This window comes from Marinobacter sp. DY40_1A1 (assembly GCF_016597815.1).
Classification (GTDB): domain Bacteria; phylum Pseudomonadota; class Gammaproteobacteria; order Pseudomonadales; family Oleiphilaceae; genus Marinobacter; species Marinobacter xiaoshiensis.
In genome coordinates this window covers 362,617-388,507 of record NZ_VCHA01000003.1, presented here as the reverse complement: position 1 = coordinate 388,507, position 25,891 = coordinate 362,617, and the positions used below count along the sequence as shown (strand labels likewise).

At 54.0% G+C, this 25,891-nt stretch carries 23 protein-coding genes; 12 read left to right on the top strand and 11 right to left on the bottom strand.

The genetic code is table 11. The features are described 5' to 3' along the window. The first annotated feature begins 71 nt into the window (after window positions 1-71). From FFI61_RS10220 to FFI61_RS10205, 4 genes are all read left to right on the top strand, one after another. Window positions 72-2,252 carry a TRAP transporter permease gene (locus FFI61_RS10220; protein ID WP_200201960.1) on the top strand — a complete coding sequence of 727 codons (2,181 nt, stop codon included), beginning with the start codon at window positions 72-74 and terminating at the stop codon, window positions 2,250-2,252. Between the two features lie 83 nt (window positions 2,253-2,335). After that, window positions 2,336-4,150: an ATP-binding protein gene (locus FFI61_RS10215; protein ID WP_200370169.1), complete on the top strand. Its 1,815-nt coding sequence runs from the start codon at window positions 2,336-2,338 to the stop codon at window positions 4,148-4,150. Then, window positions 4,147-5,499 (top strand): sigma-54-dependent transcriptional regulator, encoded by a 1,353-nt coding sequence (locus tag FFI61_RS10210; protein WP_200201953.1) that lies wholly within the window; start codon window positions 4,147-4,149, stop codon window positions 5,497-5,499. Before FFI61_RS10215 ends, FFI61_RS10210 begins: the two co-directional genes overlap by 4 nt. Before the next feature lie 164 nt (window positions 5,500-5,663). Beyond that, the gene (locus tag FFI61_RS10205) at window positions 5,664-7,358 is read left to right on the top strand and encodes a methyl-accepting chemotaxis protein (RefSeq protein ID WP_200370167.1); all 1,695 of its coding nucleotides are present in this window, start codon (window positions 5,664-5,666) and stop codon (window positions 7,356-7,358) included. On the opposite strand, the gene FFI61_RS10200 is transcribed toward FFI61_RS10205, so the two are convergent. From FFI61_RS10200 to FFI61_RS10175, 6 genes are all read right to left on the bottom strand, one after another. Further along, on the bottom strand, window positions 7,339-8,394 hold the full coding sequence (locus FFI61_RS10200; protein WP_200201949.1) for an ArsA family ATPase: 1,056 nt from the start codon (window positions 8,392-8,394) through the stop codon (window positions 7,339-7,341). The genes FFI61_RS10205 and FFI61_RS10200 overlap by 20 nt on opposite strands. A 7-nt stretch (window positions 8,395-8,401) precedes the next feature. Next, window positions 8,402-8,680: a cory-CC-star protein gene (locus FFI61_RS10195; protein ID WP_200201948.1), complete on the bottom strand. Its 279-nt coding sequence runs from the start codon at window positions 8,678-8,680 to the stop codon at window positions 8,402-8,404. 60 nt (window positions 8,681-8,740) lie between these two features. Further along, a complete protein-coding gene (locus FFI61_RS10190) occupies window positions 8,741-10,423 on the bottom strand; it encodes a carbon starvation protein A (RefSeq protein WP_200370159.1) in 1,683 nt (560 codons plus the stop codon). Between the two features lie 175 nt (window positions 10,424-10,598). Then, the gene (locus FFI61_RS10185; RefSeq protein ID WP_200202115.1) at window positions 10,599-11,954 is read right to left on the bottom strand and encodes a PhoH family protein; all 1,356 of its coding nucleotides are present in this window, start codon (window positions 11,952-11,954) and stop codon (window positions 10,599-10,601) included. Between the two features lie 66 nt (window positions 11,955-12,020). Next, complete coding sequence (locus FFI61_RS10180) at window positions 12,021-12,512, bottom strand: HPP family protein (RefSeq protein ID WP_200201946.1); 492 nt, start codon at window positions 12,510-12,512, stop codon at window positions 12,021-12,023. Window positions 12,513-12,580: 68 nt separating this feature from the next. After that, entirely contained in the window at window positions 12,581-13,321 is a 741-nt protein-coding gene (locus FFI61_RS10175) for an START domain-containing protein (protein WP_200370157.1), read from the bottom strand. Between the two features lie 136 nt (window positions 13,322-13,457). Here FFI61_RS10175 and FFI61_RS10170 point away from each other — a divergent pair, with 136 nt between their 5' ends. Then, window positions 13,458-14,465 carry a DUF2804 domain-containing protein gene (locus FFI61_RS10170; RefSeq protein ID WP_200370156.1) on the top strand — a complete coding sequence of 336 codons (1,008 nt, stop codon included), beginning with the start codon at window positions 13,458-13,460 and terminating at the stop codon, window positions 14,463-14,465. 66 nt (window positions 14,466-14,531) lie between these two features. Here the strand turns inward: FFI61_RS10170 and minE are convergent, their stop codons facing one another. The 5 genes from minE to FFI61_RS10145 all read right to left on the bottom strand — a co-directional run bounded on the left by minE (window position 14,532) and on the right by FFI61_RS10145 (window position 17,090). Next, on the bottom strand, window positions 14,532-14,783 hold the full coding sequence (gene minE, locus FFI61_RS10165) for a cell division topological specificity factor MinE (protein ID WP_200201943.1): 252 nt from the start codon (window positions 14,781-14,783) through the stop codon (window positions 14,532-14,534). Between the two features lie 3 nt (window positions 14,784-14,786). Further along, a complete protein-coding gene (gene minD / locus FFI61_RS10160) occupies window positions 14,787-15,599 on the bottom strand; it encodes a septum site-determining protein MinD (protein ID WP_200201942.1) in 813 nt (270 codons plus the stop codon). A gap of 80 nt (window positions 15,600-15,679) precedes the next feature. After that, entirely contained in the window at window positions 15,680-16,429 is a 750-nt protein-coding gene (gene minC, locus FFI61_RS10155) for a septum site-determining protein MinC (RefSeq protein WP_200201941.1), read from the bottom strand. Beyond that, window positions 16,426-16,812, bottom strand: a complete 387-nt coding sequence (locus FFI61_RS10150) for a HopJ type III effector protein (protein WP_200201940.1) — start codon at window positions 16,810-16,812, stop codon at window positions 16,426-16,428. Before FFI61_RS10150 ends, minC begins: the two co-directional genes overlap by 4 nt. After that, window positions 16,812-17,090 carry a DUF1244 domain-containing protein gene (locus FFI61_RS10145; RefSeq protein WP_200201939.1) on the bottom strand — a complete coding sequence of 93 codons (279 nt, stop codon included), beginning with the start codon at window positions 17,088-17,090 and terminating at the stop codon, window positions 16,812-16,814. The genes FFI61_RS10150 and FFI61_RS10145 overlap by 1 nt, the downstream gene beginning before the upstream one ends. Before the next feature lie 114 nt (window positions 17,091-17,204). On the opposite strand from FFI61_RS10145, the gene dinB reads away from it, so the two are divergent. From dinB to FFI61_RS10110, 7 genes are all read left to right on the top strand, one after another. After that, complete coding sequence (gene dinB / locus FFI61_RS10140; RefSeq protein ID WP_200201938.1) at window positions 17,205-18,269, top strand: DNA polymerase IV; 1,065 nt, start codon at window positions 17,205-17,207, stop codon at window positions 18,267-18,269. A gap of 397 nt (window positions 18,270-18,666) precedes the next feature. Beyond that, window positions 18,667-19,704, top strand: a complete 1,038-nt coding sequence (locus FFI61_RS10135; protein WP_200370153.1) for an NADP(H)-dependent aldo-keto reductase — start codon at window positions 18,667-18,669, stop codon at window positions 19,702-19,704. A 244-nt stretch (window positions 19,705-19,948) separates the two neighbouring features. Further along, window positions 19,949-20,278, top strand: a complete 330-nt coding sequence (locus tag FFI61_RS10130; protein ID WP_200201936.1) for a hypothetical protein — start codon at window positions 19,949-19,951, stop codon at window positions 20,276-20,278. Window positions 20,279-20,483: 205 nt separating this feature from the next. Then, window positions 20,484-22,694 (top strand): acetyl-CoA hydrolase/transferase C-terminal domain-containing protein, encoded by a 2,211-nt coding sequence (locus FFI61_RS10125; RefSeq protein WP_200201935.1) that lies wholly within the window; start codon window positions 20,484-20,486, stop codon window positions 22,692-22,694. Next, window positions 22,694-23,167 (top strand): FKBP-type peptidyl-prolyl cis-trans isomerase, encoded by a 474-nt coding sequence (locus tag FFI61_RS10120; protein ID WP_200201934.1) that lies wholly within the window; start codon window positions 22,694-22,696, stop codon window positions 23,165-23,167. Before FFI61_RS10125 ends, FFI61_RS10120 begins: the two co-directional genes overlap by 1 nt. A 178-nt stretch (window positions 23,168-23,345) precedes the next feature. Then, window positions 23,346-24,074 (top strand): response regulator, encoded by a 729-nt coding sequence (locus FFI61_RS10115; RefSeq protein ID WP_200201933.1) that lies wholly within the window; start codon window positions 23,346-23,348, stop codon window positions 24,072-24,074. Between the two features lie 64 nt (window positions 24,075-24,138). Further along, window positions 24,139-25,707 carry an ATP-binding protein gene (locus tag FFI61_RS10110; RefSeq protein ID WP_200370150.1) on the top strand — a complete coding sequence of 523 codons (1,569 nt, stop codon included), beginning with the start codon at window positions 24,139-24,141 and terminating at the stop codon, window positions 25,705-25,707. Window positions 25,708-25,891 lie beyond the last annotated feature (184 nt).

The window sequence follows — 25,891 nt, the reverse complement described above, 5'->3', positions numbered from 1 at the left end:
GGGGGCCGCAAGGCCCCTGAATAATAGCCGGCAGATTGCCGGCTCCGATTTGCCTTCAGGCAGGACACCCGATGACACTTGAACGACACCCCAAAGACTTTTCTGACATAGAGGTGGGCGAAGACCACGTGCTTGCCCATGATGTGGACAAGGAGCCTGTAGAGGCAAATCGCAGGCTGTTTGAAGGCGGCATGCTGAAGTTTGTGACATTGCTCGCGATTGCCTATTCCTCTTTCCATCTCTATTCGCTGAATATTGCGCCTTTGGAAACCTGGTCGTTCCGGATTGTGCATATTGCCGGTGCGCTTGTTATCGGGTTTGTTTTGTTCGCCGGTGCCCGTTTTGTTTCAGCCGAAGAGGGCTCTGCGCGCCACCGTTGGACAACGTGGATCAGCGCGGTAGCGCTAGTCCCTGCATTTTACGTGCTATACCAGACTTATTCGTTCTGGCAGATGGTTCAGAACGGCGCCATGCGAATTCCCGTTGACCTGGAAACCTGGCATTTTGGCTGGCCTTTATTGGCGGTAACGGGCGTAGGTATTGTGCTGAGTTGGTTCCATCAGCGTGAACGTTCGCGCTTTAGTTTGCCGGATCTGGTGCTGTGTGTGTGTTCAATTGCTGTCGCAGCATACTTTCTTGTGGCTTATAACAGCTCCATGCGCATGTCTACGGGCACCTCCTTTGCTCCGGTGGGCATATCCTTTGCCGCTGTGGCAGGCACGGCGTTGATTATGGAGCTGACTCGCCGGGTTGCCGGCCTGGCCCTGGTGATTATCGGGCTGGTGTTTCTTGTATATGTGTTTGCCGGGCCATACCTGCCGGGCTTTTTGGGCTATCCAGGGCTGTCTGTTCAGCGTTTCTTTAGCCAGGTATATACCGATGCCGGTATTCTTGGGCCCACCACCGCTGTGTCGTCTACCTACATTATTCTGTTCATTATTTTTGCCGCGTTTTTGCAGTCGTCCAAAGTGGGTGATTACTTTGTAAACTTTGCGTTTGCAGCCGCCGGGCGCTCGCGGGGTGGTCCTGCCAAGGTGTCTATTTTTGCCTCTGGCCTTATGGGTATGATCAACGGTACCAGTGCAGGTAACGTGGTATCCACAGGATCACTGACGATTCCGTTGATGAAGAAGGTGGGTTACAGCAAAAAATCGGCAGGCGCTGTGGAAGCCGCTGCATCTACCGGTGGCCAGATCATGCCACCGATTATGGGGGCAGGTGCCTTCATCATGGCCGAGATTACCGGTATCCCTTATACCGAAATCGCCATTGCCGCCATTATTCCCGCAATACTCTACTTCGCCTCTGTGTACTTTATGGTGGATTTTGAAGCCGCTAAAACCGGTATGCGTGGTATGCGGGAAGATGAGCTGCCAAAGCTGCGCACCATGGTGAAGCAGTGCTACCTGTTCTTGCCCATTATTATTCTCATAGTGGCCCTGTTTATGGGCTACTCTGTCATTCGTGCCGGTACTCTGGCGATGGTTTCTGCGGCCGTAGTCAGTTGGTTCTCGCCTAACAAAATGGGCATTCGGCAGATATTGCACGCACTGGAAACCGCTTCCTACATGGCCATACAGATCATTGTGGTGTGTGCCGCAGCGGGCGTTATTGTGGGTGTTATTTCCCTGACCGGTGTCGGTGCACGCTTTTCGGTATTGCTGCTCGATGTGGCGGAGGCAAGCCAGTTGCTGGCGCTGATTTTTGCCATGTTTATTTCCATTCTTCTGGGCATGGGAATGCCTACAACAGCGGCTTATGCAGTCGCTGCCTCAGTGGTTGCGCCAGGCCTTGTACAGCTGGGTATTGAGCCGCTGACGGCGCACTTCTTCGTGTTCTACTTTGCGGTGGTTTCGGCCATTACTCCGCCGGTTGCATTGGCGTCTTATGCTGCGGCAGGTATCTCTGGTGCCAATGCAATGGAAACCTCTGTGGCTTCTTTCAGAATTGGTATTGCAGCATTTATCGTGCCCTTCATGTTCTTCTACAACGGCGCGCTGTTGATGGAGGCAGGCTGGTTCGATATTGCACGGGCACTGGTTACAGCACTCTTTGGTGTGTATCTGCTTTCTGGAGGTGTGCTGGGCTGGTTCGGCAATGTCACTGCATCCTGGATCGTCCGTATATTGCTGATCGGTGCCGCCCTGATGATGATTGAAGGGGGATTGGTGTCCGATCTGGTGGGCGTTGCCCTTGCGGCGGCGGCGTTTTTGATGCAGCGCCAGCGCAAAGGTCGTCTCGCTGCTGCCTGAGTTTGACTCATCGCCCGGCCCTTGTTCCTCAGGGGGGCGGGCGATACTCTGGCGTCCTCTAACGGTGTGGCGGGAGCCGGAATATGTCCTACCGGATAGGCGCGTTTGTTGTATTTTTGATCACCCTTGCTGTGTCCTGGATGTTGGGCGGTTGGGCTGGTTACCAGCAGGTTGAGCGGGATAGCCTGGAAGAGTCGTTCCGCTACCGTCAACTTGTGGGTAATGAGCTTAACCGCTACCTGCCTATTCCGGAGTTGATGGCCGAGCATCCTTTGCTTGCGGCAGCCCTGAGCGCACCAGGCAATCCTGCCGTTGTTCATCAGGCCAATGAAGAAATGCAGCGTATGGCGACCATCGTTGGCAGCTCGGATGTGTACTTGATGGACACAGCCGGGCTGACAATTGCTGCCAACAACTACCAGCAGGCCGGCAGTTTTGTTGGTCGCAATTTCAGTTTTCGCCCCTATTTCTATGAAGCTATAACATCCGGCAGGTCTGCCATCTATTTCGCACTGGGTTCCACCTCTCGGGTTCGGGGGCTGTATTTTTCTCATCCGGTGCGTGCTGAGCAAGGCCAGTTACTGGGTGTGGTGGTCGTGAAAGTTTTGGTACATGAGCTGGAATCCCAATGGCACAGGCCGGCTTCTGTGCGTGAGGCCGAAATGGTGGTGCTGGATGAAGCCGGTGTCAGTTTCCTGGCCAGTAAGCCGGAGTGGTTGTATCGCGACTTTACTGGCAGTGCTGAACAAGCACCTGGTGAGGCATCTCGCCAACGCTACCCGGATCGGGATCTCAGGCCTGTATCTCTGCAGTATCTGGGTAAGCCTTTCGGCTTGTCGGGGGCATCCGAGACCTTGCGCATTCGGGAAGATGGCCGTGCCCATGAATACCTGAGCGTTACAACACCGCTGCCGAGGCTGGACTGGACGTTGCGGGTAATGGTCAGTACGCGTTCGGTAGTATGGACCCGTCTCGGGTTCGTGCTGGGTGGCATAGCTATCTATTTTGGTGTTCTGCTGGCATGGCTGTATTTACGTGAGCGCTATCGTCGTGAGGCGGAATTGGCGCTGAGAGGGGAGCAGTTGGAGCTTAGCGTTGCCGAGCGAACGGCCGACCTGGAGCAATCCAATCGCAAACTCATGGACGAAATTCGAGAGCGTGAGCGCACCCAGAGTGAATTACGGGAAACCCAGCAGGAGCTGATTCAGGCCGCCAAGCTGGCGGTGTTGGGCCAGATGTCGGCTGGGCTTAATCACGAAATGAGCCAGCCACTTACTGCAATCCAGACTTACGCCAGAAACAGCCGACGGTTTCTGGAAAAAGGTGCCGCCGATATGGTGGATGAGAACCTTAGTGAAATTGTGCTTCTGTGCGACAAAATGGCCGAGTTGACCCGCCAGTTCAAGGTATTTGCCCGCAAATCTGAAGGGCCACCAACCATTGTGGATTTTCGCTTGTCTGTGGATGCCTCCCTGAAGATTATCGTGGCGCAGAAAAGCAGTGTGGGTATTGATATCCGGTGGAACCGCCCTGAGCAGCCTGTGCTATGTCACGGCGACCTGATCCGGATTGAGCAGGTTATGGTTAACTTGCTCGCCAATGCGGTTCAGGCTGTTGAAAGCCAGGGGCAGCCAGTTATTACAATTGATGTTGAGGAGCAGGGAGAGTGCTGGCGCTGCCTTGTGCGGGATAACGGAACCGGGCTGCCAGCAAATACCGAACAGATTTTTGAACCCTTCTTTACTACCAAGTCTGTTAAACAGGGGCTTGGGCTGGGATTGTCCATATCAAGGCAGATTGCGGATGCTTTGGGTGGCCGGCTTACGGGGCGCAATCGTAGCGACGCGCCGGGAGCGGAGTTTGAATTTACACTGCAAAAACGGGAGGCAACGGAATGACAGAACCCTCGGTAATTTTTGTTGATGATGATCCGCACATACGGAAATCAATTGCCCAAACGCTGACTCTGGAAGACTTGCCTGTGCAATGTTTTGAAAGTGCCGAGGCAGGGCTTGAGGCCGTTACGCCGGATTACAGTGGTGTAGTGTTGTGCGATTACAACATGCCGGGAATGGATGGGCTGGAGATGCTAAGCGCCGTCCAGGCACTGGATAAAGCCATTCCGGTGATTATTCTGACCGGTCAGGGTGACATCAGCACGGCAGTTTCCGCCATGCAGCAAGGCGCCTACGATTTTATAGAAAAGCCCTTCAATCACGATGAACTGATTGAGCTTCTTCGGCACGCTCTGGAGAAACGCAATCTTGCGCTGGAAAACCGTCGGCTCAAGGCCCAGTTGCGCCATCTGGCCCGGCCAGGCCCCAGAATCCTTGGTGACACGCCAAGCATGCAAAAAGTGATGGATACTATCACGCCGATTCTCGATATTTCTGCCAACACCCTGCTGTTTGGCGAGACAGGTTCCGGTAAGGATGCCCTGGCTCGCTATATTCACGAGAACAGCCCGCGGGGCGCTCATAACTTTGTCGCGATCAACTGCGGAGCCGTGCCGGAAAACCTCATTGAAAGCGAATTGTTCGGGCATGAGGCAGGCGCCTTTACCGGCGCAGACAAACGCCGCATAGGTAAGATCGAACACGCACATCGGGGCACTCTGTTTCTTGATGAAGTGGAAAGTATGCCCATGCCACTGCAGATCAAGCTGCTGCGTGTACTTGAAGAACAGAAGGTGGAGCGCTTGGGCAGCAATCAGGTGCAGGAGGTGGATGTGCGCATTATTGCCGCCACCAAAGCGGACCTGAAGGCGCTCAGTGATGAAGGGAGTTTTCGTGCCGACCTATACTATCGGTTGAACGTGGTGAAGGTGGATATTCCGCCCTTGCGGGAGCGCAAAGAAGATATTCCCATGCTGTTTCATCACTTTGTTCTGATTGCCGCAGCCCGTTACGACCGGGAGAGTATTCCTCTGGATGCGAGCCAGGCTGCGCGGCTTATGCATCACAGCTGGCCGGGAAATGTCCGTGAATTGCGTAACCTTGCCGAGCGGTATGTGCTGCTGGGTCCGGCGGCACTTGATGATAGTGAACCAGCGGCCAAGGCGGATGTGAGCGGGCGACGTACCCTGACAGAAATGATGGACAGCTTTGAGCATTCAGTGCTGACCAGTGCCTTGAATGCTTGTCAGGGGAGCATTAAAGACACCATGGTGCAGTTGGGAGTAGCCCGCAAAACCCTCTACGACAAAATGAAGAAGCACGGTCTGGACAAGGCGCAGTTTAAAGATTGAGCCCGGCGGCTGATACGCAGGCGCACGAATATTTACATGGGGGATACAAACTACGCAGTACCCTCAATGATAATTTTGATGGTTATTCTGTAGCATTCTGCCACCTTTAATAACGGGTTGAGTCTTCCGCCCATTCCTCCCAGCAGACACAAGACTTATTAGTTATGAAAAATCTGACCATTCAGACACGGGTGCTTTTATTGGCGCTTGTACCAGTGATTGTGCTCACAGCATTCCTGACGACTTACAATCTTAAACAGGCCCAAGGCATAGGCGATGAAGCGGTTGCGGGCTTTTCCGCGGATATGGAGGCAAGCAAGCGCCAAGAGCTTAAGAACTATATTGAGCTTGCCCGCACCTCGATAGCTCACCTTTATAAGCAGCCCGGCTCTGCCAATGACCCTGAAATTAAGGAGCAAGCCTGGAATATTCTGCGCCAGCTCAGGTTTGATGACTCCGGTAGCCCGGGCTACATGTTTGCCTACGACACCAGCGGTGTAAGTGTCATGCATGGCGTAAAGCCAGCCCTGGAAGGCAAGAACCTATGGGGCTTTAAAGACCCCACCGGAAAATTTCTGATTCGTGAGCTCGTTCAGGTGGCTCGTAACGGAGGGGGCTATGTCCCCTACGAGTGGGAAAACGAGAGCACCGGGCAGGTAGCCCCAAAACTGGGTTACGCCGAAATGATACCTGAGTGGAATATCATGATTGGCACGGGGTTTTGGATAGATGGTCTGGAGGCGCAGGTGGCTGCAATGGACAGCAATGTTGCTAATGCATTGAGCAACGCGGTTGTCGGCTCAATAACAACCTCCGTGATTGCGCTGGCGGTTATCGTTTTGCTGGCATTGATTGTTGTGCGCAGTATTATCCGGCCGCTGAAAACTGCAGTATCTGCAATGAACGACATCGCCAGCGGTGATGGAGATCTGACCCGCAGATTGGATGCAGGCAGCAAGGATGAGTTGGGGCAGTTGGCGACGGCATTCAATAGCTTTGCAGACCAGGTGCATGGTTTGGTTGAGCAGGTTCTCACTTCTACCCGCACCCTGAATGAGGCCTCTACAGAGTTGAGCGAAATAATGGATGAGGCTGAGCAAGGTGTGGAGCGCCAAAAATCCGAGAGTGACCAAGTGGCAACGGCCATGAATGAGATGACCGCGGCAGCTCAGGAAGTGGCGAATAATGCCAGTGAGGCCTCTGATGCAGCAGATCGCGCCAATGTTCAGGTATCTGATGCGCAGGGTTTGGTGCATGAGACCATTGAGGTGATCGGCGGCTTGTCTGAACAGGTTGAACAGGGCGTGAGTGTTATTGAGAAGCTCGGCTCAGACTCCCGCCAGATCGACTCGGTTCTGGAGGTGATCCGGGAGATCGCTGATCAGACTAACCTGCTTGCCCTGAATGCGGCTATCGAGGCTGCCCGGGCCGGGGAAGCGGGTCGAGGATTCGCGGTTGTGGCAGATGAAGTGCGGACGCTAGCGAGCAGGACTCAAAAGAGTACGCAGGAAATCCAGGAAACCATTGAACGGCTGCAATCCGGTGCAGGCAACGCAGTGAAGCTGATCGGCTCGATCAGTGAGCGAAGCGAGGCCACGGTTGCAGAGACGCGTAAGGTGAATGGTGCTCTGCAAAAGATTAATCAGGCAGTCAGTACTATTAATGATATGAACACCCAAATTGCCAGCGCCGCTGAAGAACAGACCAGTGTTTCCGAGACCATTAACCAGAATGTTCATGAGATTGTTGCAATCTCAGAGCAGACCGCTCAGGGGACGCATCGGGCAGGCATGGCTGCTCAGCGGCTAAAGGCTCTGGCCACTGATATGTCTGAACAGGTCAGTCGTTACCGGGTGTAAGTAATGAGGAGCCGACAACCGGGGTCATAAGACTGGCAAAGCGAGTGAGCGCCTCAAGCCCACTAACATCGTCTTCCATTAATGGCAGGCGCTTCTGTGGCAGATTCTTCAGCAAATCGTCGATTTCCTGCAGATGGCGGCTTTGGCGTTCAACACGGGCCTGCCAAAAGGGACTGTTTGCGGTATCCGGCATGATGCGGTTCACGATCACCCCGGCAACCGGGATGTTGGCACTGGCTAGTGCCTCTATGGCTCTGCCAGTTTCAAGAATAGGTAGCTTCTCCGGGGTCATCACGAACACGAATGCTGTGTGGTTGGTATCGTTAAGGCGGCGGCGAGTGCGTTGAAACAGCCGCTGGCGGCGTAGCAAGGTTTCGGTTAATTCCTGGCCTCGCTGGTCCATGCCTTCAACCGGGTTTTCCTCCGGGCTTTTCAGCGGGTTGTCGACACTGCGCCCTGGTGTGAGGTGCGCCAGCGCCTTGCCCAGTTTTTCAGATCGTTTGTTGTGCTTCAGTAGTCCGTCGGTCCAGGCAGCCATGATTTCCGGCAGGGTCAGCAGCCGCAAGGTATGGCCCGTGGGTGCTGTGTCGAAGATCAACAGATCGTAGTTGTTTTCGCTGTCTTCTATCAGCGTGGCCATGCGCTCCAGTATGGCCGCTTCCTGGGCGCCCGGGGATTGTGCGCCCAGCCTCAGTTGTCGCTGCAGTTCATTGATCTGGTCCGGGCCGGCAAACCGCCGCATCTGCTGCATAACCCTGTCCATGTAAGCTTCAGCTTCTGTATCCGGGTCCAGTTCCAGGGCATCCAGGTTGGGCGCCATGCGCGTTACCTGGCCTCCAATGGCCCGGTCAAAAGCATCTGCAAGGCTGTGGGCCGGGTCTGTGGAGATCAATAATACCCGACGCCCCTGATTAGCCGCAGCAACTGCAATAGCGGAGGCCGTGGTGGTTTTGCCTACCCCGCCTTTGCCACCCACCATGATAAGTTTGCGGCTGGTAATAAGTTCCAGAATATTCAGGTTGTGAGCTTGCGGCATTATTTCCTCAACAGCAGCGGAAGTTGTCGAGCGGTGAGCGCTCCATGCCCATACGGGTATGCCAGTCGTGGAACCGCTCGAGCATGAGTGGTTGCAGCTCCATGCAGTACCAGCCTGCGGGATTGGGGATGCCCATCATTTCACTGAACACCAGTAGCATGAAGAGGTCGTCTTCGTCCCGCCGGGCGCGGGCAATGGCCGCTCTGTAGGGTGCGTTGTAGTACTCGGCGCCAGCTTGACTGGCTTTTTGGTAAAGGTATTTCAAACGGGACAGTGTCTTTTTCATCAACGACTCCCGGGATATGAAACTGGCCGGGCCAGGCCTGGCCAGCTATTCACGCAGTGCTCAGTCGCCTGCCGATGACAGGCGCATTTCTGCCTTGGCCCGCTTCAGGGCGGCAATGCACTCCAGGGTGACAAAAATGGCAGCCACAAGAACCACCAGGTCCATGGTGAACAGGAACCAGTCTGCCTTGTCGTAGAAGCCTTTGAGCTGAATCAGCAAGGCAAAGAGCGACATGGCGAGTACAAACACCAACGGTGCCAGGGTGTAGAACGTGGGCGAACCTTTGCGCACCAGCATAACGGTGACAACCAGAAGGGTCAGGCCTGCCAGAAGCTGGTTGGTGGTGCCAAATAGCGGCCATATGAGTAGTCCGCCGGAGCCATCCGCGCCACCAGCGCCGAAAGCCAAAGCCAGGCAAGTACCCACAGACAGCAGTGTGGCCGGTAATGGCTTGGCCATCCACTTGATGTTATAGATCTCACCCCACTCCTGGAAAATATAGCGCTGCAAGCGCAGGCCGGTATCCATGGTGGTGCCTGCAAAGAGGGCAGCCATAACGGTCAGCATGGTGGCAGCAACAGCCATGTCGAGGCCGGTACCGGCGCTCAGGATGGTTGCGCCGCCGTTTACAAATGCCAGCACGCCGCCTTGGCCAAAGGAGTGATACATGGCCTGCCAGTCCGCGAGGGAAGCAAAGCCGGCTGTGGCGGCAATAATGGCGGCCAACGCAAGTGCGCCTTCACCGGTTGCACCAAAGTAGCCCACAAAACGGGCGTCGGATTCCTTGGCCAGTTGTTTGGATGTGGTGCCGGAGGCAACCAGGCCGTGAAAGCCGGAAATAGCGCCACAGGCAATGGTTACGAACAGTAGCGGAATCATTGAGGGTGTGCCTGCCGGTACATCAACGTTGATCATGGGCGCGACCACAGTGGGGTTTGCGATCAGTACGGCGGCGTAGAGTGCAGCCAGCCCTACGAACAACTGCAGGCCGTTAATGTAATCCCGGGGCTGGAGCAGTACCCACACAGGCAACAGCGATGCGATGGCTGCATACACAAACAGGATAATGATCCAGGCTGCACTGGGTGACAGCCCGGCAACGGATTCGGGGAGTGACACCGGCATGGAAGGGCCAATGTAAATCAGGAAATACAGCGCAATCACGCCAACAATTGAAACCAGTGGCAGGCTCATTTTTGCCCGGTAGATGGCCTGGCCAATCACCAGAGCCACGGCTATGGCGCCCCAAACAGGAACGACTGCGCCAGGGTTGTTGATCAGCAGTTTGGCGATAACAACGCCAAATACCGCGTTCACCATCAGCAGAACCAGGAAAATCACAATGGAGAAGATGGCTCTGGCACGGCCGCCAACCACTTCGCCAGTGAGGGTGCCTACTGACTTGGCCTTGTTTCGTACACTGGCCCAGATGGCGCCAAAATCGTGAACGCCTGCGAAGAAGATGGTGCCCAGGGTGACCCACAAAAAGGCGGGCAGCCAGCCCCAGATAACGGCAATTGCTGGCCCGACAATGGGTGCAGCGCCTGCTACGGATGTGAAGTGGTGGCCCCAGAGAACAAATTTATTGGTGGGGACAAAGTCGATGCCGTCTTCAAATTCTTCAGCCGGGGTTTTAAAGCTGTCGCTCAGTTTGAAAACAACGTGTGCGAGAAATTTCGAGTAAACGAAAAATCCCAGTGCCATGCCCCCAAGCCCGAGTACCATCAATATAATAGAGCTCATCGATGCCTACCTGCCTAATTTGTTTGAGTAGCGGTGTGTTTCGAAGTATAGACCATCGCGGATGGATGCAGTTTGAGTACATCCTGGATGGCGTGAGGGGCAGTGTATCTAATCTGTGCCGAAACGAGGCCATTCCGGCACAGATCTTGGACTAAAGGTGTAGGTAGGGAGGCGCTTACAGGTTGGCTTCTGCAAATTCTGCCAGCAGTGAGCGTGGCACTCCTTGCAAGTGAATGTGCCCACCGTGGCTGAAGGTTTTGAAGCGTTCGGTCATGTAGGTCAGGCCGGAGCTCAAAGCGCTCAGGTATGGTGTGTCAATCTGTGCCAGGTTGCCCAGGCAGATCACTTTGGAGCCATTACCTGCACGGGTAATGATGGTCTTGATCTGATGCGGAGTCAGGTTCTGGGACTCATCAATAATGATCAGGCTGTGCTGGAAACTGCGGCCACGAATGTAGTTCATGGATTTGAAGTGCAGAGGAACCTTGCTGAGAATGTAGTCCACACTGGCGGTCATGTTCTCATCGTCTTCGTGCAGCGCTTCCAGGTTGTCCACAATGGCGCCCAGCCAGGGCTCCATTTTTTCCGCTTCGGTACCGGGCAGGAAGCCAATGTCTTCATCCAGGCCTTGTGTTGAGCGGGTGGCAATAATCCGTTTATAAAGCTTGCTGGCCACCGTCATTTCGATGCAGGCGGCCAGCGCAAGAATGGTTTTACCGGAGCCGGCTGAACCGGTGAGGTTCACCAGGTGGATATCAGGATCGAGCAGCAGGTGCAGCGCCATGGCCTGATAAATATCCCGCGGCACCAGGCCCCAGACTTCTTCGTTCATCAAGTCGTGCTGGTGCAGATCCCGGATCACCACCTGGGTGTCGGTAATGTTGACCACCCGGCCTATAAACCCCTGCTCATCAAGAACGAACTCGTTGATGTTCAGCTTGGCCAGCTCACCTTCCCGCTTGAGGATGTGTTCGGTTAGCCCGTCTCGCTGCAAGGTTTCTACTTTGGCAATGGTGTCCCAGAATGAGTTCGGAAACTCCATGTAGCCCTTTGGGAGCAGGTCGATGTCATCAACCAACTGGTCATTCTGGTAGTCCTGGGCTTCAACACCAAAGCCACGGGCCTTCAACCGCATGTTGATGTCTTTGCTGACGAGAATGATATCCCGGGACTTGTGCCGTTGCTGAAGCGCGGCAAGGGTGTTGATAATCTTGTTGTCGTTCAGGTGCTCGGGTAATGAGTGGCCACTGGCATGCTCGGTGCTCATCAGTATGGAGAGGGTGCCCAGGGGTTTAGCCATTTTGGCTCTTACAATGGGCACACCTTTTTCTATCTCTTTCGGGCTGGCATCCCCAAGCAGGCGGTCAATGGTGCGGATTGCCTGGCGACAGTCGGCAGCGACACTTTGTTTGCCGGATTTAAGGCCGTCGAGTTCTTCAAGAACGGTCATCGGGATGATGACATCGTGTTCTTCAAAATTGAGGAGGGCGTTGGGATCGTGGATCAGGACGTTGGTGTCGAGGACGTACATGGTTCTTCGGGCTTGCGGTGCACTTTCCGGTGTTCTGGGCATAGGGGGCGCTACCTCTGTGGTGGTTCAGCTGTTACTGGCACAGCGTTGCGTAAGCTCCTCATTCGAGACGATTTTCAGCATATCATAAGTGGTTACGATGCCGGTTATCCTGGCATCTTTGGTGACAAAAATCCGGTGTAGATGCTCTTTCATCATAATATTGGCTATGTCGCGCACCGGTGTTGTTTCATCAACCGATAATACAATGGGGGTCATGATATCCCGCACTTCTACCGGCACTTTGCCCATCTCCTCAAAAAGCACCATGCGCAGGCGGCGGGCTTCCTGATGTTCTTCAGCGGTGAGTTCATCACTGGACTCAGACCGCTTGGCGTTCCAGCGAAACTCCGCAATGTCCTTTAAGGTGGCGATGCCAATAATTTCACCGGATTCATCCGTAACAGGGCTGCCCGTGATTTCATTGTCGGTCAGGAATCTGGCCAGGCGATCCATTGTCCAGGATTGTGGCACCGCCTTGATGCTAGGCGTCATTATTTCGTGTGCGAGCACTGTCATTGAGTGATCTCTGCTTTGTGAAGTCCTTTCACCAGAGCTTAGCGTTTCGCGCCCAGCCCGTCACCTTTTCAGTTGCCGCTGGTTTGCCTTACATCAACCAGTTGGCCGCTTTCGTCATAGATCAGGCTAAAGCCCTGATAGCGCTCTTTGCTTGCTACCCGCTCTAGCTCTTCCAGGGAACTTACCGGTATATCAACGAGGAGGGTGTTAACCAGCCAACCAGGCAGGGCGCCCTTTGGATCAGTATGTTGCAGCCAGATCATTCGGGTTTTACCGTTCTCGGGAATCAACCGGTACCGGGTGTTGGATAGATCAACCCTTACGCGATTACTAACCTCTGCACGCATCTCTGGCACAGCGCTCATTTGCATAACGATCTCACCAGAAGCTTTGCTCCCCTGTGTGTGAACGCTAAGGACATAGTCACGATCGGTTACCGGCCAAGGCAGGTCGTTTACTGAGTAGACGTAACGCTCATGAAAGTTACCTTTGCCCACAGCATAGGATTCCGTGCAGTTAAGCAACCACTCCATGCAGGATGCGGGGTTCTGCATCACGGCCATAATGGATTCGATCGGGGCATCAATCAGGGCTTCGGCTTTGAATGCCTGAAAGCTGGAATCGCTCTGGCGCATGGTGTAGATGCGGATGTCGCCGGATTCCTTGCGCAAGCTCCATACGTCGCTGTCTTCTCCCGGTAGCGCCGCGCTAACAGTAGTGGTCGCCATTGCAGAAACCAGCAGGGCAAAGATTGCACCGCTGATGACTGAGGCCCAGTCTTTAAAGCCGTGGGCTTCGGTCTTGTTCATAAGCTACACTTCCTTGAAAAAATTGGGCAGAGTCTATCACGAGGTGGCGGGCAGTATGGGCCCGAAGCAGGGGATTGTGAACCAGGTTACTGCCCGGTGAAGCAGTTCGATAAATTGGCCTGATCTGACGACAATTATGACAACAAAGAAACTGATTGATGCCAAGGGGCGCTTTGCACCCGGCATACTGAGCCAGCCAGTCGAAGAAATAAACTATCTGGATTACGACCTGCGCACGGTAATGGATAAACCTCGCTCCGGGTTCGCCCGGCGCTGGCGGTTTAACCAGTTCCAGTTTGTGAGTGTCACCGGTCCCGGGTGGGTGTTTGGTATGGCTCTGGTGGATTTGAAGCTGATGGGAAGCGGCTTTTTCTATCTCTATGATTTTGCATCCGGGCAGATGCTTGAGCACAGCTTTATGAACCCTCTGGCAGTGGGAACTCGAATTGAACCTTTCCCTGAGCGTGGCCAGGCCTCGTTCAGAAAAGGGAAGGTTTCCATGCGCATTCTGCCTTTCGCCGGCGGCAGGGCAATCTCCGTGTCGGCTCCTGGTGGCATTCGCGTGGAGTTGACGCTGAAAGAGGATAATGATCCTCTGCGGCTAGTGTGCCCTGCTGGCTACAATGGTTGGGTGTTCACCCGGAAATCGGCGGGTTTGCCGGTTGACGGCGAGATTCGCTGGGGGCATCAAATCTGGCGGTGTGATGACAGCACTCGTGGTGCTGTTGACTGGAGTTGCGGCTTTATGCGCCGTGAAACGGCCTGGAATTGGGCGAGCCTGTCTGGACAACTGCCCGATGGTCGCTCAATCGGGCTTAACCTGGCAGCGGGCGTTAATGAAACCGGTATGACAGAGAACGCTCTGTGGCTGGATGGGCAGTGCCAGACTCTTGGGGCAGCCCGGTTTAGCTTCGATCGCTACAGTCCCGGGAATGATTGGCATGTAAACACGGTAGATGGCCGGGTAGATCTGCATTTTGTGCCGGCCACGGCTCGAAAGGAAAAGCTGAATGCAGGGCTACTGGCCTCCAACTTCCGGCAGTATGTAGGCACCTTCAATGGAAGCCTTATTGATGAGGGTGGCAGCAGGGTTGAGGTTCAGGGTTTGCAAGGGTTCATGGAGGACCATTTTGCTCGGTGGTAAGGGCAGCGAGCGTTGGCCTGCAGGGCGCGGGCCAACGCTCATTTGTATCACCGGGCGCTGAGGGGCTCAGCGTTCAGGCAGGGTGACATTCAGCTCCAGAACGGAGCAGCTACCATGCCGGTCTACTTCTACCTGAACCATGTCATCGCTGATCTGGACATATTTGCGAATAACCGCCAGTATTTCCTGCTGCATTTGCGGCAGGTAGTCGGGCTGATCGCGCTGCCCACGCTCGTGAGCCACAATAATCTGCAAACGCTCTTTTGCCACATTGGCGGAGCTTGATTTCTTGCCTCTGAAATAGTCGAGGAAACTCATCCGTTAGCCCCCCTTGAACATCCGTGAAAAGAAACCTTTTTTCTGGCTGGTCATGAAGCGGTGTTCGCGCTCCTCACCCAGAAGGCGTGCAACGGCGTCATCATATGCTTGGCCAGCATCGCTCTCAGTTTCGAGGATAACCGGCAACCCCTGGTTGGAGGAGTTGAGAACAACCTGGCTTTCCGGGATAACACCCAGCAAAGGGATGGCGAGAATTTCCTCAACATCTGCCACGGATAGCATTTCGCCCCGTTCGACCCGCTCCGGGTTGTAACGAGTCAGGAGCAGGTGCTCCTTAACCGGCTCTTCACCCATTTCCGCACGGCGGGATTTGCTTTGCAGAATGCCAAGAATGCGGTCGGAGTCCCGAACTGATGATACTTCCGGGTTGGTAACAACAATGGCCTCATCCGCATAGTACAGCGCCATCTGAGCCCCGTGCTCAATGCCGGCCGGGGAGTCGCAGATAATGTAGTCGAAGGTTTCGGCAAGTTCGTTAATGACCTTTTCAACACCCTCTTTGGTGAGCGCTTCTTTTTCCCGGGTTTGTGAGGTCGGGAGTATGTAGAGGGTATCAACCCGTTTGTCACGGATTAGCGCCTGATTGAGCGTTGCATCGCCTTGTATAACGTTTACAAAGTCATACACCACGCGGCGTTCGCAGTTCATGATCAGATCGAGGTTGCGCAGGCCCACATCAAAATCCACCACCACGGTTTTGTGGCCGCGTTTGGCAAGACCGGTGCTTATGGAGGCGCTGGTGGTGGTCTTACCAACGCCGCCCTTTCCTGAAGTTACGACAATAATTCTAGCCAAGGTTTGTTTCCTGTATCTCGTGGATTCGTCGTGTCAGCCGGTTGTATAGCCCGGTCAAATTATTCTGTTCGATTCCAGTATCAGGCCTTGTCCAGTGGTGCTACCACCAGCAAGTCGTCCCTGAGCTGAATTTGCACAGCGTTTTTCCAGCCGTTGTCCTGAAGATCTTCGGAGATTTTATAGTGTCCGGCGATGGACACAAGCTCTGCCTCAAGGGATTGGCAGAAAATTCTTGCGGACTCCGAGCCATGAATGCCTGCGAGCGCCCGGCCGCGCAGTGGGCCGTAGACATGAATGCTACCCGCAGCCAGCACTTCTGCGCCGGCCTGAACCGGCGCCAGAATAACCAGATCGCCATCGGGAGCGTGAACCTGTTGGCCGGAACGCACTGGCTGGTTGATGATTTTTGTGGGAGCGGCTTCTTTTATTGTCTGCGGCGCGGGCGCTGCAGGAGAATCAGCTGCTTGGGCTGTGGCTTGGTGATCCCTGTCTCTTTGCCCGCCTCCGGGCATCAGGGCCAGAGAGGCTCCGCGCGCCAGGCGGCGTTGATCGTCATTCCCGCCACGAACGCCGATAACATGAATGCTGTTGCGGCGGCAGGCACCAATTATCTTGAAGAAATCCAGCTCGCTGTCGAGGCCTTCGTATTTCTCCAGACTGATGATAAGAGGGATATCCCGAAAGAACCCGGGAGCCTGGCTGATTTTGTTCCTCAGCATCTCTTCAAATTCGTCGTTGTCGAAGTAATACAGCTCCAGTGCAGTCATGGAAACGCTGGCGCTTTTCAGCTGGAATACCTGCTGTACCCCTGATGTGGTGGTGTTGCTCATGAACGGGTGTCTTCCTTGATGGATGGCTCGGCAGGGCGGCGCAGGCGCAGGGGAGCATCTTCAAAGCGAATGCCAGACCAGCCGGTGCCCATGAATTGGCGAATGTTGCTGTGGCTTTCTCCAGCGGGGTCGTCTAGCACCTGCTGATAATGTTGAGCAAACAGTTTTAGCGTGTCTGCTTCATTGAGGGTGCAGTATAGGCCCAGGCCAAATACTCTGCATGAACCTGAGTTGTCACCTGCGGCGTTAAATAAAGGGCCGTTATGAAAGCCTGCCGGGCTGTAGTCGAAGTGCCGCTCTATCAGGGCCAGGGTGTCATCAAAATCGGCATGCCCGCCACCTATTGAAGCCAGATGAATGCGTACAGCCTCATTTACATTCATTACTTGTGATCCTGTTTGGGACCTGTTTGATGCAGGGCTTTCCACTCTTCGTACGGCATGCCGTAAATCTCTTCCCTGGCAGCCGGGTCTGATATCTCAAAACCGCGTTCACTGGCTTCTGCCCGATACCATTTGGAAAGACAGTTGCGGCAGAACCCGGCCAGATTCATGAGATCAATGTTCTGAACCTCGGGATTGTCTCCCAGGTGTTTAACCAGGCGGCGAAAAGCTGCAGCTTCAATTTCAGTACGCTTGGAGTCTGGAATAGAGTTCGACATGGTGCCTCAATATGCGATTTGATGGTTGGCTTGGGGTTCCTGACATTCTCAGCATCTTACTTTAAGATACAAGGCTGTATAAATGTACAGAAAATTGACGCGAGCCCAATGATTATGCCTCAACGCAAGATCATCCACGTGGATTGTGACTGCTTTTATGCTGCAGTTGAAATGCGTGATGACCCAACACTGCGTGAAGTGCCGCTGGCGGTAGGCGGCGAAGGCGGTCGTGGTGTAGTAACTACCTGTAATTATAAAGCCCGGGCTTTCGGTGTGCGCTCGGCCATGCCGGGTGGTGAAGCCCGCCGGCTATGCCCGGGGCTGGTTACTGTGCCTCCTGATATGGCCCGTTATCGAGCGGCGTCACAGAAGGTGATGGGTATTCTGCGGGAGCTGACCGATATGGTTGAGCCTTTATCTCTGGATGAGGCTTTTCTGGATGTGTCTGATGTTACCGATCACAAGGGCAGCGCCACACTGATGGCCCGCTATCTGCGGGAACGGGTGGAAAAGGAAGTGGGCATCACTATTTCTGCCGGGGTCGCTCCCAATAAATTTCTTGCCAAAATTGCCAGTGATTGGCAAAAGCCTGATGGGTTGTTTGTGGTCAAGCCTGATGAGGTAGACGGGTTTGTCCGCGAACTTAAGGTTGAGAAACTGTTTGGCGTGGGGCAGGTAACGGCGGCTAAACTGCATGCGCTGGGCGTTAAAACATGTGGCGATTTGCAGGCGTTGGGCGTTGATGTATTGATCGAGCGTTTTGGTAAGCAGGGCTATCGTTTGCATGAAATGGCCCATGGCCGGGATGAGCGGCCAGTGGTGGTTTCCAGAATTGCCAAATCTGTGAGCGTGGAACGTACGTTTTCTCAGGATTTGCCAGATGTGACGGCTTGTGAAACTGTGCTGGCGTCACTGACTGCTGACCTTAATCTCCGCCTTGCCCGTAAGGGCCGGGACAAGCCGATACATAAGCTGTTTATAAAAATACGCTATAGCGATTTTTCTACCCACACCCTGGAGCGCGTGCGGGAGAATATTAAAGAGCCAGAGTTTGAGGACTACCTGCCACTACTTACAGAGCTGGTTTCAAATCGCGAGCGGCCGGTTCGCCTGCTGGGGCTTGGAGTGCGATTTCGCAATGATGATGCACCGGTCACCCAGCTGAGATTGTTTGATTGAGTTTAGCCTGGGCAGTAGTGCCAGGCCCGGGCCAGTAACACGCTCCAGTAAGGGGGTGGCCAAGATCAGTGCGTACCAAAACCACCCATCACCTAGCCGGCTTCCCAGTTGGCAATAGCGCATTTCTGGCCAAAACTCAGCAATTTTGTTTATGTGCTGGCAGAGGGCGTATTCACGCTGACCTGCGAGTTCAAATAAGCGGAATGCCTTGCTGCTTTCTGACACAGGGGGCGAGCCTTTAAGTTTGCGTGCACCCCGGCGTGCCTGAGCGGTTTTCATCATGACGTTCCCCCTGGTTTTTATTACTATGTCTCAACCATGGAGATTGCAGGCGACAAGCCCGCGACACTCTTGTGACATTCTTTTGACGCACCCAACAACCTGAATCGGAGACGCAATGCAAACCCGAAAGCTAGGCCGTACGGACATTGATGTCAGCCTTATATGCCTTGGCACCATGACCTGGGGTGAGCAGAACACGGAGCAGGAAGCTTTTGAGCAGCTGGACTATGCCACCTCTGAAGGTGTGAATTTTATTGATGCCGCAGAGATGTACCCGGTGCCGCCTCGGGCAGAGACCCAGGGCCTGACGGAGACTTATCTGGGCAACTGGCTGGCGCAGCGTGGTCGCCGGGACGATCTGGTGATCGCCTCTAAAGTGGCCGGGCCCGGTAATGGGCTCAGTTACCTGCGAAATGGCCCCCGCCTTACCCGAGATCACATTGTTGAGGCCTGTGAGGCAAGCTTGAAGCGCCTGCAGACAGACTATATTGATCTGTACCAGGTGCACTGGCCGGATCGCAGCACCAATTTTTTCGGCAAACTCGGCTATCAGCCTGACCCGAAGGAAAAGTCCACGCCAATTGAAGAGACCCTCGAAGCGCTCGACGAGTTAGTCAAGGCGGGAAAGGTCCGACACATCGGAATTTCCAACGAAACACCATGGGGTGCCATGGAATATCTCCGCCTGGCTGGAGAGAAAGGTTTGCCGCGAATTGCCAGTATCCAGAACCCTTACAATCTGCTGAACCGCTCTTTTGAGGTGGGACTGGCCGAAATAGCCCATCGGGAACAAACGGGCTTGCTGGCCTATTCGCCGCTGGCCTTCGGTATGCTGTCTGGTAAGTATATGGGTGGTAAGTGGCCGGAAAAGGCTCGACTCACCCTGTATGAGCGGTTCAGCCGCTATACCAGTGAAAGAGGGGTAGATGCGACTCGAGCCTATGCAGAACTCGCGAGACATATAGGTTTGTCTCCGGCCCAGATGGCACTTGCCTATGTAAACAGTCGCAGTTTTGTGACCAGTAACATCATCGGTGCGACCAGCATGGAGCAGCTCCGGGAAAACCTCGGCTCATGCAATGTGAACCTGAGCCAGGATACGTTGGAAGCTCTCGAAACGATTCATCATGAATTTACCTACCCTTGCCCTTAGCAAGAGTCAAAGATTTCCAGTTTCCCCTAAGTTTCTGACGCCAAAAGGAATTGGCAGCTTTGAGCGTGGAAGTCGTTACATTCTGAAATATAGGTGATCATATATTGACAAAATGTGTGCAGAAGCGTGACAAAAAAGAGGCGTGACTGCGCGCGATTTCACATCTTTTTGCCGCTGAGGGGTTAGACTTTAGTCAATGGGGTGAGTAAACTTCTAATCCTTTTAAAAGGTCGCTGTAAGTATCATGATTATCCGCATATTTGTCACATTGCTTGTTCTCAACGTTGCCGCGTTTGTGGTTCGCGCTGAGGCGTCGGAGCGCGCGTTTGAGGCGACTAGCGAAAGCATGACAGTAGAATATGTCTACGAGTTGCCCCAGCGGATGTCCCGCGATTTTGATGAAGACGATGCCGATGCGGTTGCTGTTGCCGAAATAGGCTCTCGTTTGTTAAGCCTTTCTTTGGTGCGCACGAACGATAACGGCAAGCACTACGCCTCCCAGCCGGCTCAGGCTGACCATGGTATCGCGCTGCTTAATGAAGGTGCCTGCCTGAATCTGAAATGGAATTTCTGAATCTGTAGTCTGCAATTCCTGATCACCTCCTTTGCTTAATATCTCTTGCACGCACCCCTGATCCGACCCTTCTTTGTAATATCTTTTTCTCGCAATACATTGGTTTAACGCCAGATTAATGATCTGGTGCATTGTCTGCCTGCATGTCTCATGTGATGATTCCCAGATAGTAGTTATATGTTGAATGATCAATGAGGATCTCTTTATGGCGGTAAGCAGCAAACAGCGCTCAAATAACACGGAGCGTTGCGTGGATGACGTAATCCGCCGGGTGGGCAAGAATATTACCTTGGGGTTACCGCTGGGTCTTGGAAAGCCTGTCCGCTTCGTAAATGCGCTCTATCAGAGAGCGAAAGACGATCCTGAAATAAATCTGCATATTTTTACTGCCCTTTCGTTGCTGGCACCTTCCGGCAGCTCGTCGCTGGAAAAGCGCTTTATGGGACCGTTTGCAGAGCGCCTCTATGGCGGCATTCCGGTTCTTCAGTATGCGCAGGATGTTAACAAGAACAATCTGCCCCCCAATGTTCAGGTGTCGGAGTTTTTCTTCAAAGCGGGAAGTTACCTAAATAATCGCAGTCAGCAGCGCCATTACGTGTCGACCAACTATACCCATGCCGTTCGTGACCTTATGGACCTCGGGGTTAATGTGGTGGCGCAAATGGTGGCCCCAGGCGAGCTGCATGGGGCGCCGGGCATGGTAAGCCTGAGTTGCAACCCTGACCTGAGCCTCGACCTACTGCCTCTGCTGAGGGAACGGGAAACGGCTGGAACCCCGGTGGCTATTGTGGGTGAAATTAATCGTCAGATGCCCTGGTTTGGTCGCGACGCGGCTATTGCGGAAGATGAGTTTGACATGGTGTTTGAGCATCAGGCTTCCGAGTACCCGCTGTTCTCTGCGCCTCAGATGGCCATTAGTCCCGCAGACCACATGATCGGCTTTTACGCCAGCACACTGCTTAAAGATGGCGGCACGCTGCAGGTGGGTATTGGTTCTCTCGGGGCGGCGCTTGTGCACAGCACCATATTGCGTCACAAGAATAACGCCGCCTGGCGGGCTGTTTACGACAATTTTAATGTTGCGGAGCGGTTTCCGCTGGCGGAAAAGGAAGGTGGAACCGGCCCCTTTGATAAAGGGCTCTATGGTTGCAGCGAGATGATGGTCGATGGCTTTCTGTACCTTATGGAAGCAGGGGTTTTGCGGCGTGAAGTATATGATCATGCAGACCTGCAAATACTGATCAACAACGGCAACATTGAAGAGCGGGTTTCCCTCGATACCCTCGACGTACTGAGGCGGGAAGGGCTGATTGATTCACCCATGCGGGCCCGGGATGTAACCTGGCTGAAGCGTTACGGCATTCTCCGTGACGCGGTTGAATTTAAAGGTGGCCGGTTGCGGATAGGAGACCATTCACTCAACGCCGATCTGGATGATCCCGAGGCGAGAGAGGCAATGGCGTCTCTGGCGCTTGGTGAAAGGCTTACTGGCGGAGTTGCCATGCATGGAGGGTTCTATGTGGGCCCCCAGCAGTTCTACCAGTCACTGCGAGAGCTCTCCGATGAGGATCGCGATCGCATATGCATGACCAGTGTCAGCTATATCAATCATCTTTATGATCACCGTTTCGGTAATCAGCGTCTCAAGGCAGCTCAGCGCATCCACAGTCGGTTTATCAACACGGCAATGATGTATACCCTGGGCGGTGCAGCGGTTTCCGACGGGCTTGAGGATGGTCGGGTGATCAGCGGTGTGGGTGGCCAGTACAATTTTGTCTCTATGGCGCACGAGCTGCCTGGTGCCCGGTCGATTATTGCCTTGCGCAGCAGCCGAAACGCCAGGGGCAGGGCGGTGTCCAATATTGTGTTCAGTTATGGTCATTGTACGATTCCCCGTCATCTGCGGGATGTGGTGATTACGGAGTATGGTATGGCAGATCTGCGTGGCCAGCCGGATGAGCAGGTTTATCTGCGCCTGATCCGCATTGCAGATTCCCGTTTTCAGCAGGGCCTTCTGGAGCAGGCGCAAAAAGCAGGCAAGGTGGATGCGAAGTTCCGTTTGCCGGCCAGTTGGTTGAACAACACGCCAGATGCCATTGCCAGAACATTTGCTGAGGCTGGCGGTAAAGATTGGTTCCCTCCGTTTCCCTTTGGCCGGGACTTTACTGATCAGGAGTTGGTGCTTGGTAAAGCCCTCAAAAAACTCAAGGCCGAAACTTCGACCCGTCGTGGTAAACTGGCAACCCTCATGCAAGCTGTTCGGGCCAAAGATGAAGAGGGGCGTTATGCAGAATTACTGCAACGCATGGGCCTGCACCAGCCTTCGGGCCTGCGTGAAAAACTGGATCAGCGCCTGGTGATCCACGGCTTGCAGCTCACAGAAAACCCAACGGATACAGGAAAGTCGAAAGCCTGATGGAATCTCCTCAAGAAAAACCTGATGTTTTTACGGTTCACTATGTGCTCAAGAACAAGATTGGCGAGCTGGTTGACACCTCGGAGGGTGGTGAGCCCTTACACTTTCTATATGGCAGCCCGGATGTCATTGAGGGTATCCAGAAAGCGGTAAAAGAGCGCAATGTCGGCGACTGTCTGGAGGTTACGGTTCCCCCTTCAATGGCATACGGCGAACACCGTGATGACCTGGTTCGGAAGGTGCCCCGGTCAATGTTTGAGGGGGTAGAAAAGCTGCAGGTTGGCATGAAGTTTCAAACCAATACCGGTGAAAATGCCCAGATTGTTCAGGTTATGGGGTTTGACGGTAATCTTGTGCGGATTGATGCAAATCATCCGCTTGCGGGTTTCACCCTGTATTTTGATCTGGAAATCATTGGGCGCCGCGAAGCGACTGATGATGAAATCGCTCAGGGCCGGCCGCTGTTTGAGTGAATTAAGTGGTTGCATGCCGAATTTGGTAGAGCTCAATGGGTGTAACCAGGTGTAACCGCATGATCGTTCCATGTATATTTCTGAATAGCATGTATAATTGCTGTTACATCAGGTTGTCTGTATCGTCAGATGCAGACGAAATAATGGACCCGGAAAATAAAATAAGAGATGGACGCCTGTGGAACAGACGAACGAAAGTTGGCGAATTCTTATTGTCGAAGATGATGAGCGACTGGCTGAGTTAACCCGTGAATACCTTGAGAGTAACGGTTTGTCCGTGTCCCTCGAAACTCATGGTAGCCCTGCCGTAGAGCGAATCAGAAATGAGCAGCCGGATCTTGTTGTGTTGGATCTGATGTTGCCCGGGGAAGATGGGCTGTCCATCTGTCGCCGTGTACGGCCATTTTATTCCGGCCCTATCATCATGCTTACCGCACGGACTGACGACCTTGATCAGGTGCTGGGGCTTGAGATGGGTGCAGATGACTACATCAGCAAACCCGTCAAACCTCGTGTGCTTCTTGCAAGAATCCGAGCCTTGCTGCGCCGTGTTACGGAAAGTGCGCAAAACACCGCAGATGAGGCAAGCGCTGAAGAGCCAACGCGCCTGCAGTTCAACAACCTGGTTGTAGATCGCTCCATGCGTGAAGCCTGGCTTAGCGACGAAAGTATTGACCTGACCAGCGCTGAGTTCGATCTGTTGTGGCTACTGGCGAGCAACGCCGGCCGCGTGTTGAGCCGGGAAGAAATCTTCACTGCCTTGCGGGGCATAGAATACGACGGTCAGGACAGGTCAATTGACGTTCGGGTCTCCCGGATTCGCCCGAAAATCGGCGATGACCCTGTTCACCCCCGCAGAATCAAGACCGTTCGAAGCAAAGGCTACCTGTTTGTGAAGGAAGTCTGACGATTCAGTCTTTGGCGTCGGCACGGGTATTCCGGCCGGCGTTTCCCTGCCAGGGTTTGTTGACATGCCCCTGAAGTTTTTCCTGAAACTATATTCCCGCCTTGCCGGCCTCACAGCGCTGGTGATACTGCTCTGTATTGTTTTGTTTGTCGGCATGAATTCTGTGCGCTCACAATTCTGGCATGAACGCTTTTCTGATCCGTTAATGCGCTGGCTGGCGTCCTCGCCTGCTCCCGAGCAGCAGTACCACTGGCTGGCTTCCCGGTACGACTTTCGGGTGGCCAGCGCTGAAGAGCTGTCGGGCTATCCCATCGTTCGCGAGCGCCTGGGTTATGGACAGGTGGTGGCGATCGAAAGCAGTTTGGGTTATCGCTTTCTGGTGAACGGGCTTCATGGTGAACCGCTGCAATTCAGAGCCTCCCAGCCCTATCGTGATATTGCTGTCGCGTCTGCTCAAATTCTGCGGGTTCATCTTGATGCGGTTGGCCCGGAGGAGCGCGAGGCAGCCGTCAGGCAGCTGGCAGACGGCTTGAATCTTGGGGTTCTGAGGATTCAGGGGTCTGCTGCACTACCAGATGAAGAGGTTCTTGAACGGGTAGCCAGCCAGGGCTCGGCATTTTATGACAGCAATGGGCTGGGGCGAGTGCTTGTTCAGCTGTCTGATGGTGAGCTGATTCAGGTTAGTTTTGCCAAGCCTTTCAATCCGTGGGCATGGCCTGTCATTTTGTTGATGGTGGTGATTTCCGGAAGCGTCTTAGCTCTGGCGCTATTGTTTGTACTCCGGAATCTGGATAGCAATCTGCGTAAAGTGGAATCTGTGGCTGTGCGCATTGCACGGGGTGAAATGGGTGCCCGTGTAGAGACTGGGGAAGGCACCGTTGTCTCCCGTTTAGCTGCAGCGTTCAACGGTATGGCAGAACACATTCAGCGCCTTGTGAATGTTCAGCGTGAAATGATCCACGCAGTCTCCCACGAATTGAGAACTCCCGTTGCCCGTATCCGTTTTGGTGTGCAGATGATCGAAGACTGCCAAAGCGAGGAGGCCCGGCAAAGGCAGTTGGATGGTATTGATGGTGATATTCAGGAGTTGGATGAGTTAATTGATGAGATTCTCACCTACGCGCGCCTGGAACAGGGTGGGCCTGTTTTTACCCTTGAAGAGGCCTCGGTAACCGATATTGTCAGGCAGGTTGTCGCCGAACAGAGAATTTTACGCCCGGCTCTCAGTATCGAAGGCGAGATTGATGAAGGAACAGAGCTCCTGGCGATGGCCGATGTTGAGCCGCGTTATATCCATCGGGCTGTCCAGAATCTCGTGGGTAACGCAGGGCGCTACGCGGCGGGGAAGGTGCTCGTTCGCTGCCATATTGATGAGGAGCATTGTCGGGTTGATGTAGAAGACGACGGCCCGGGCATTCCAGAAGATGAGTGGGAAAAGGTCTTCACAGCCTTCTCACGGCTTGATGACAGCCGCACTCGCACCTCTGGTGGGTACGGGCTTGGCCTCTCTATCGTGCGACGTATTCTCTACTGGCACAACGGGCAGGCTTTCGTGAGCCGGAGTGACAGTCTGGGCGGCGCGCGCTTCAGCCTGGTTTGGCCCCGAAGAAAGCCATTGGAGCAGAGCGAGTGAAGAGGTTCGAGAGCCCGCCCCGGGGCTCTCACCAGATGTTACAAAGCGACTACACAAGTACTACTGAATGCTCAGCCGGCTGCAGCAATAATTTAAAGCGTAAGGGATGACTTTTGAGGTTGTGGTTCTTACGAACTTTCCTTGTTTCATTCGTCATTTGAGGGTCGGTTTTCCGGCCCTTTTT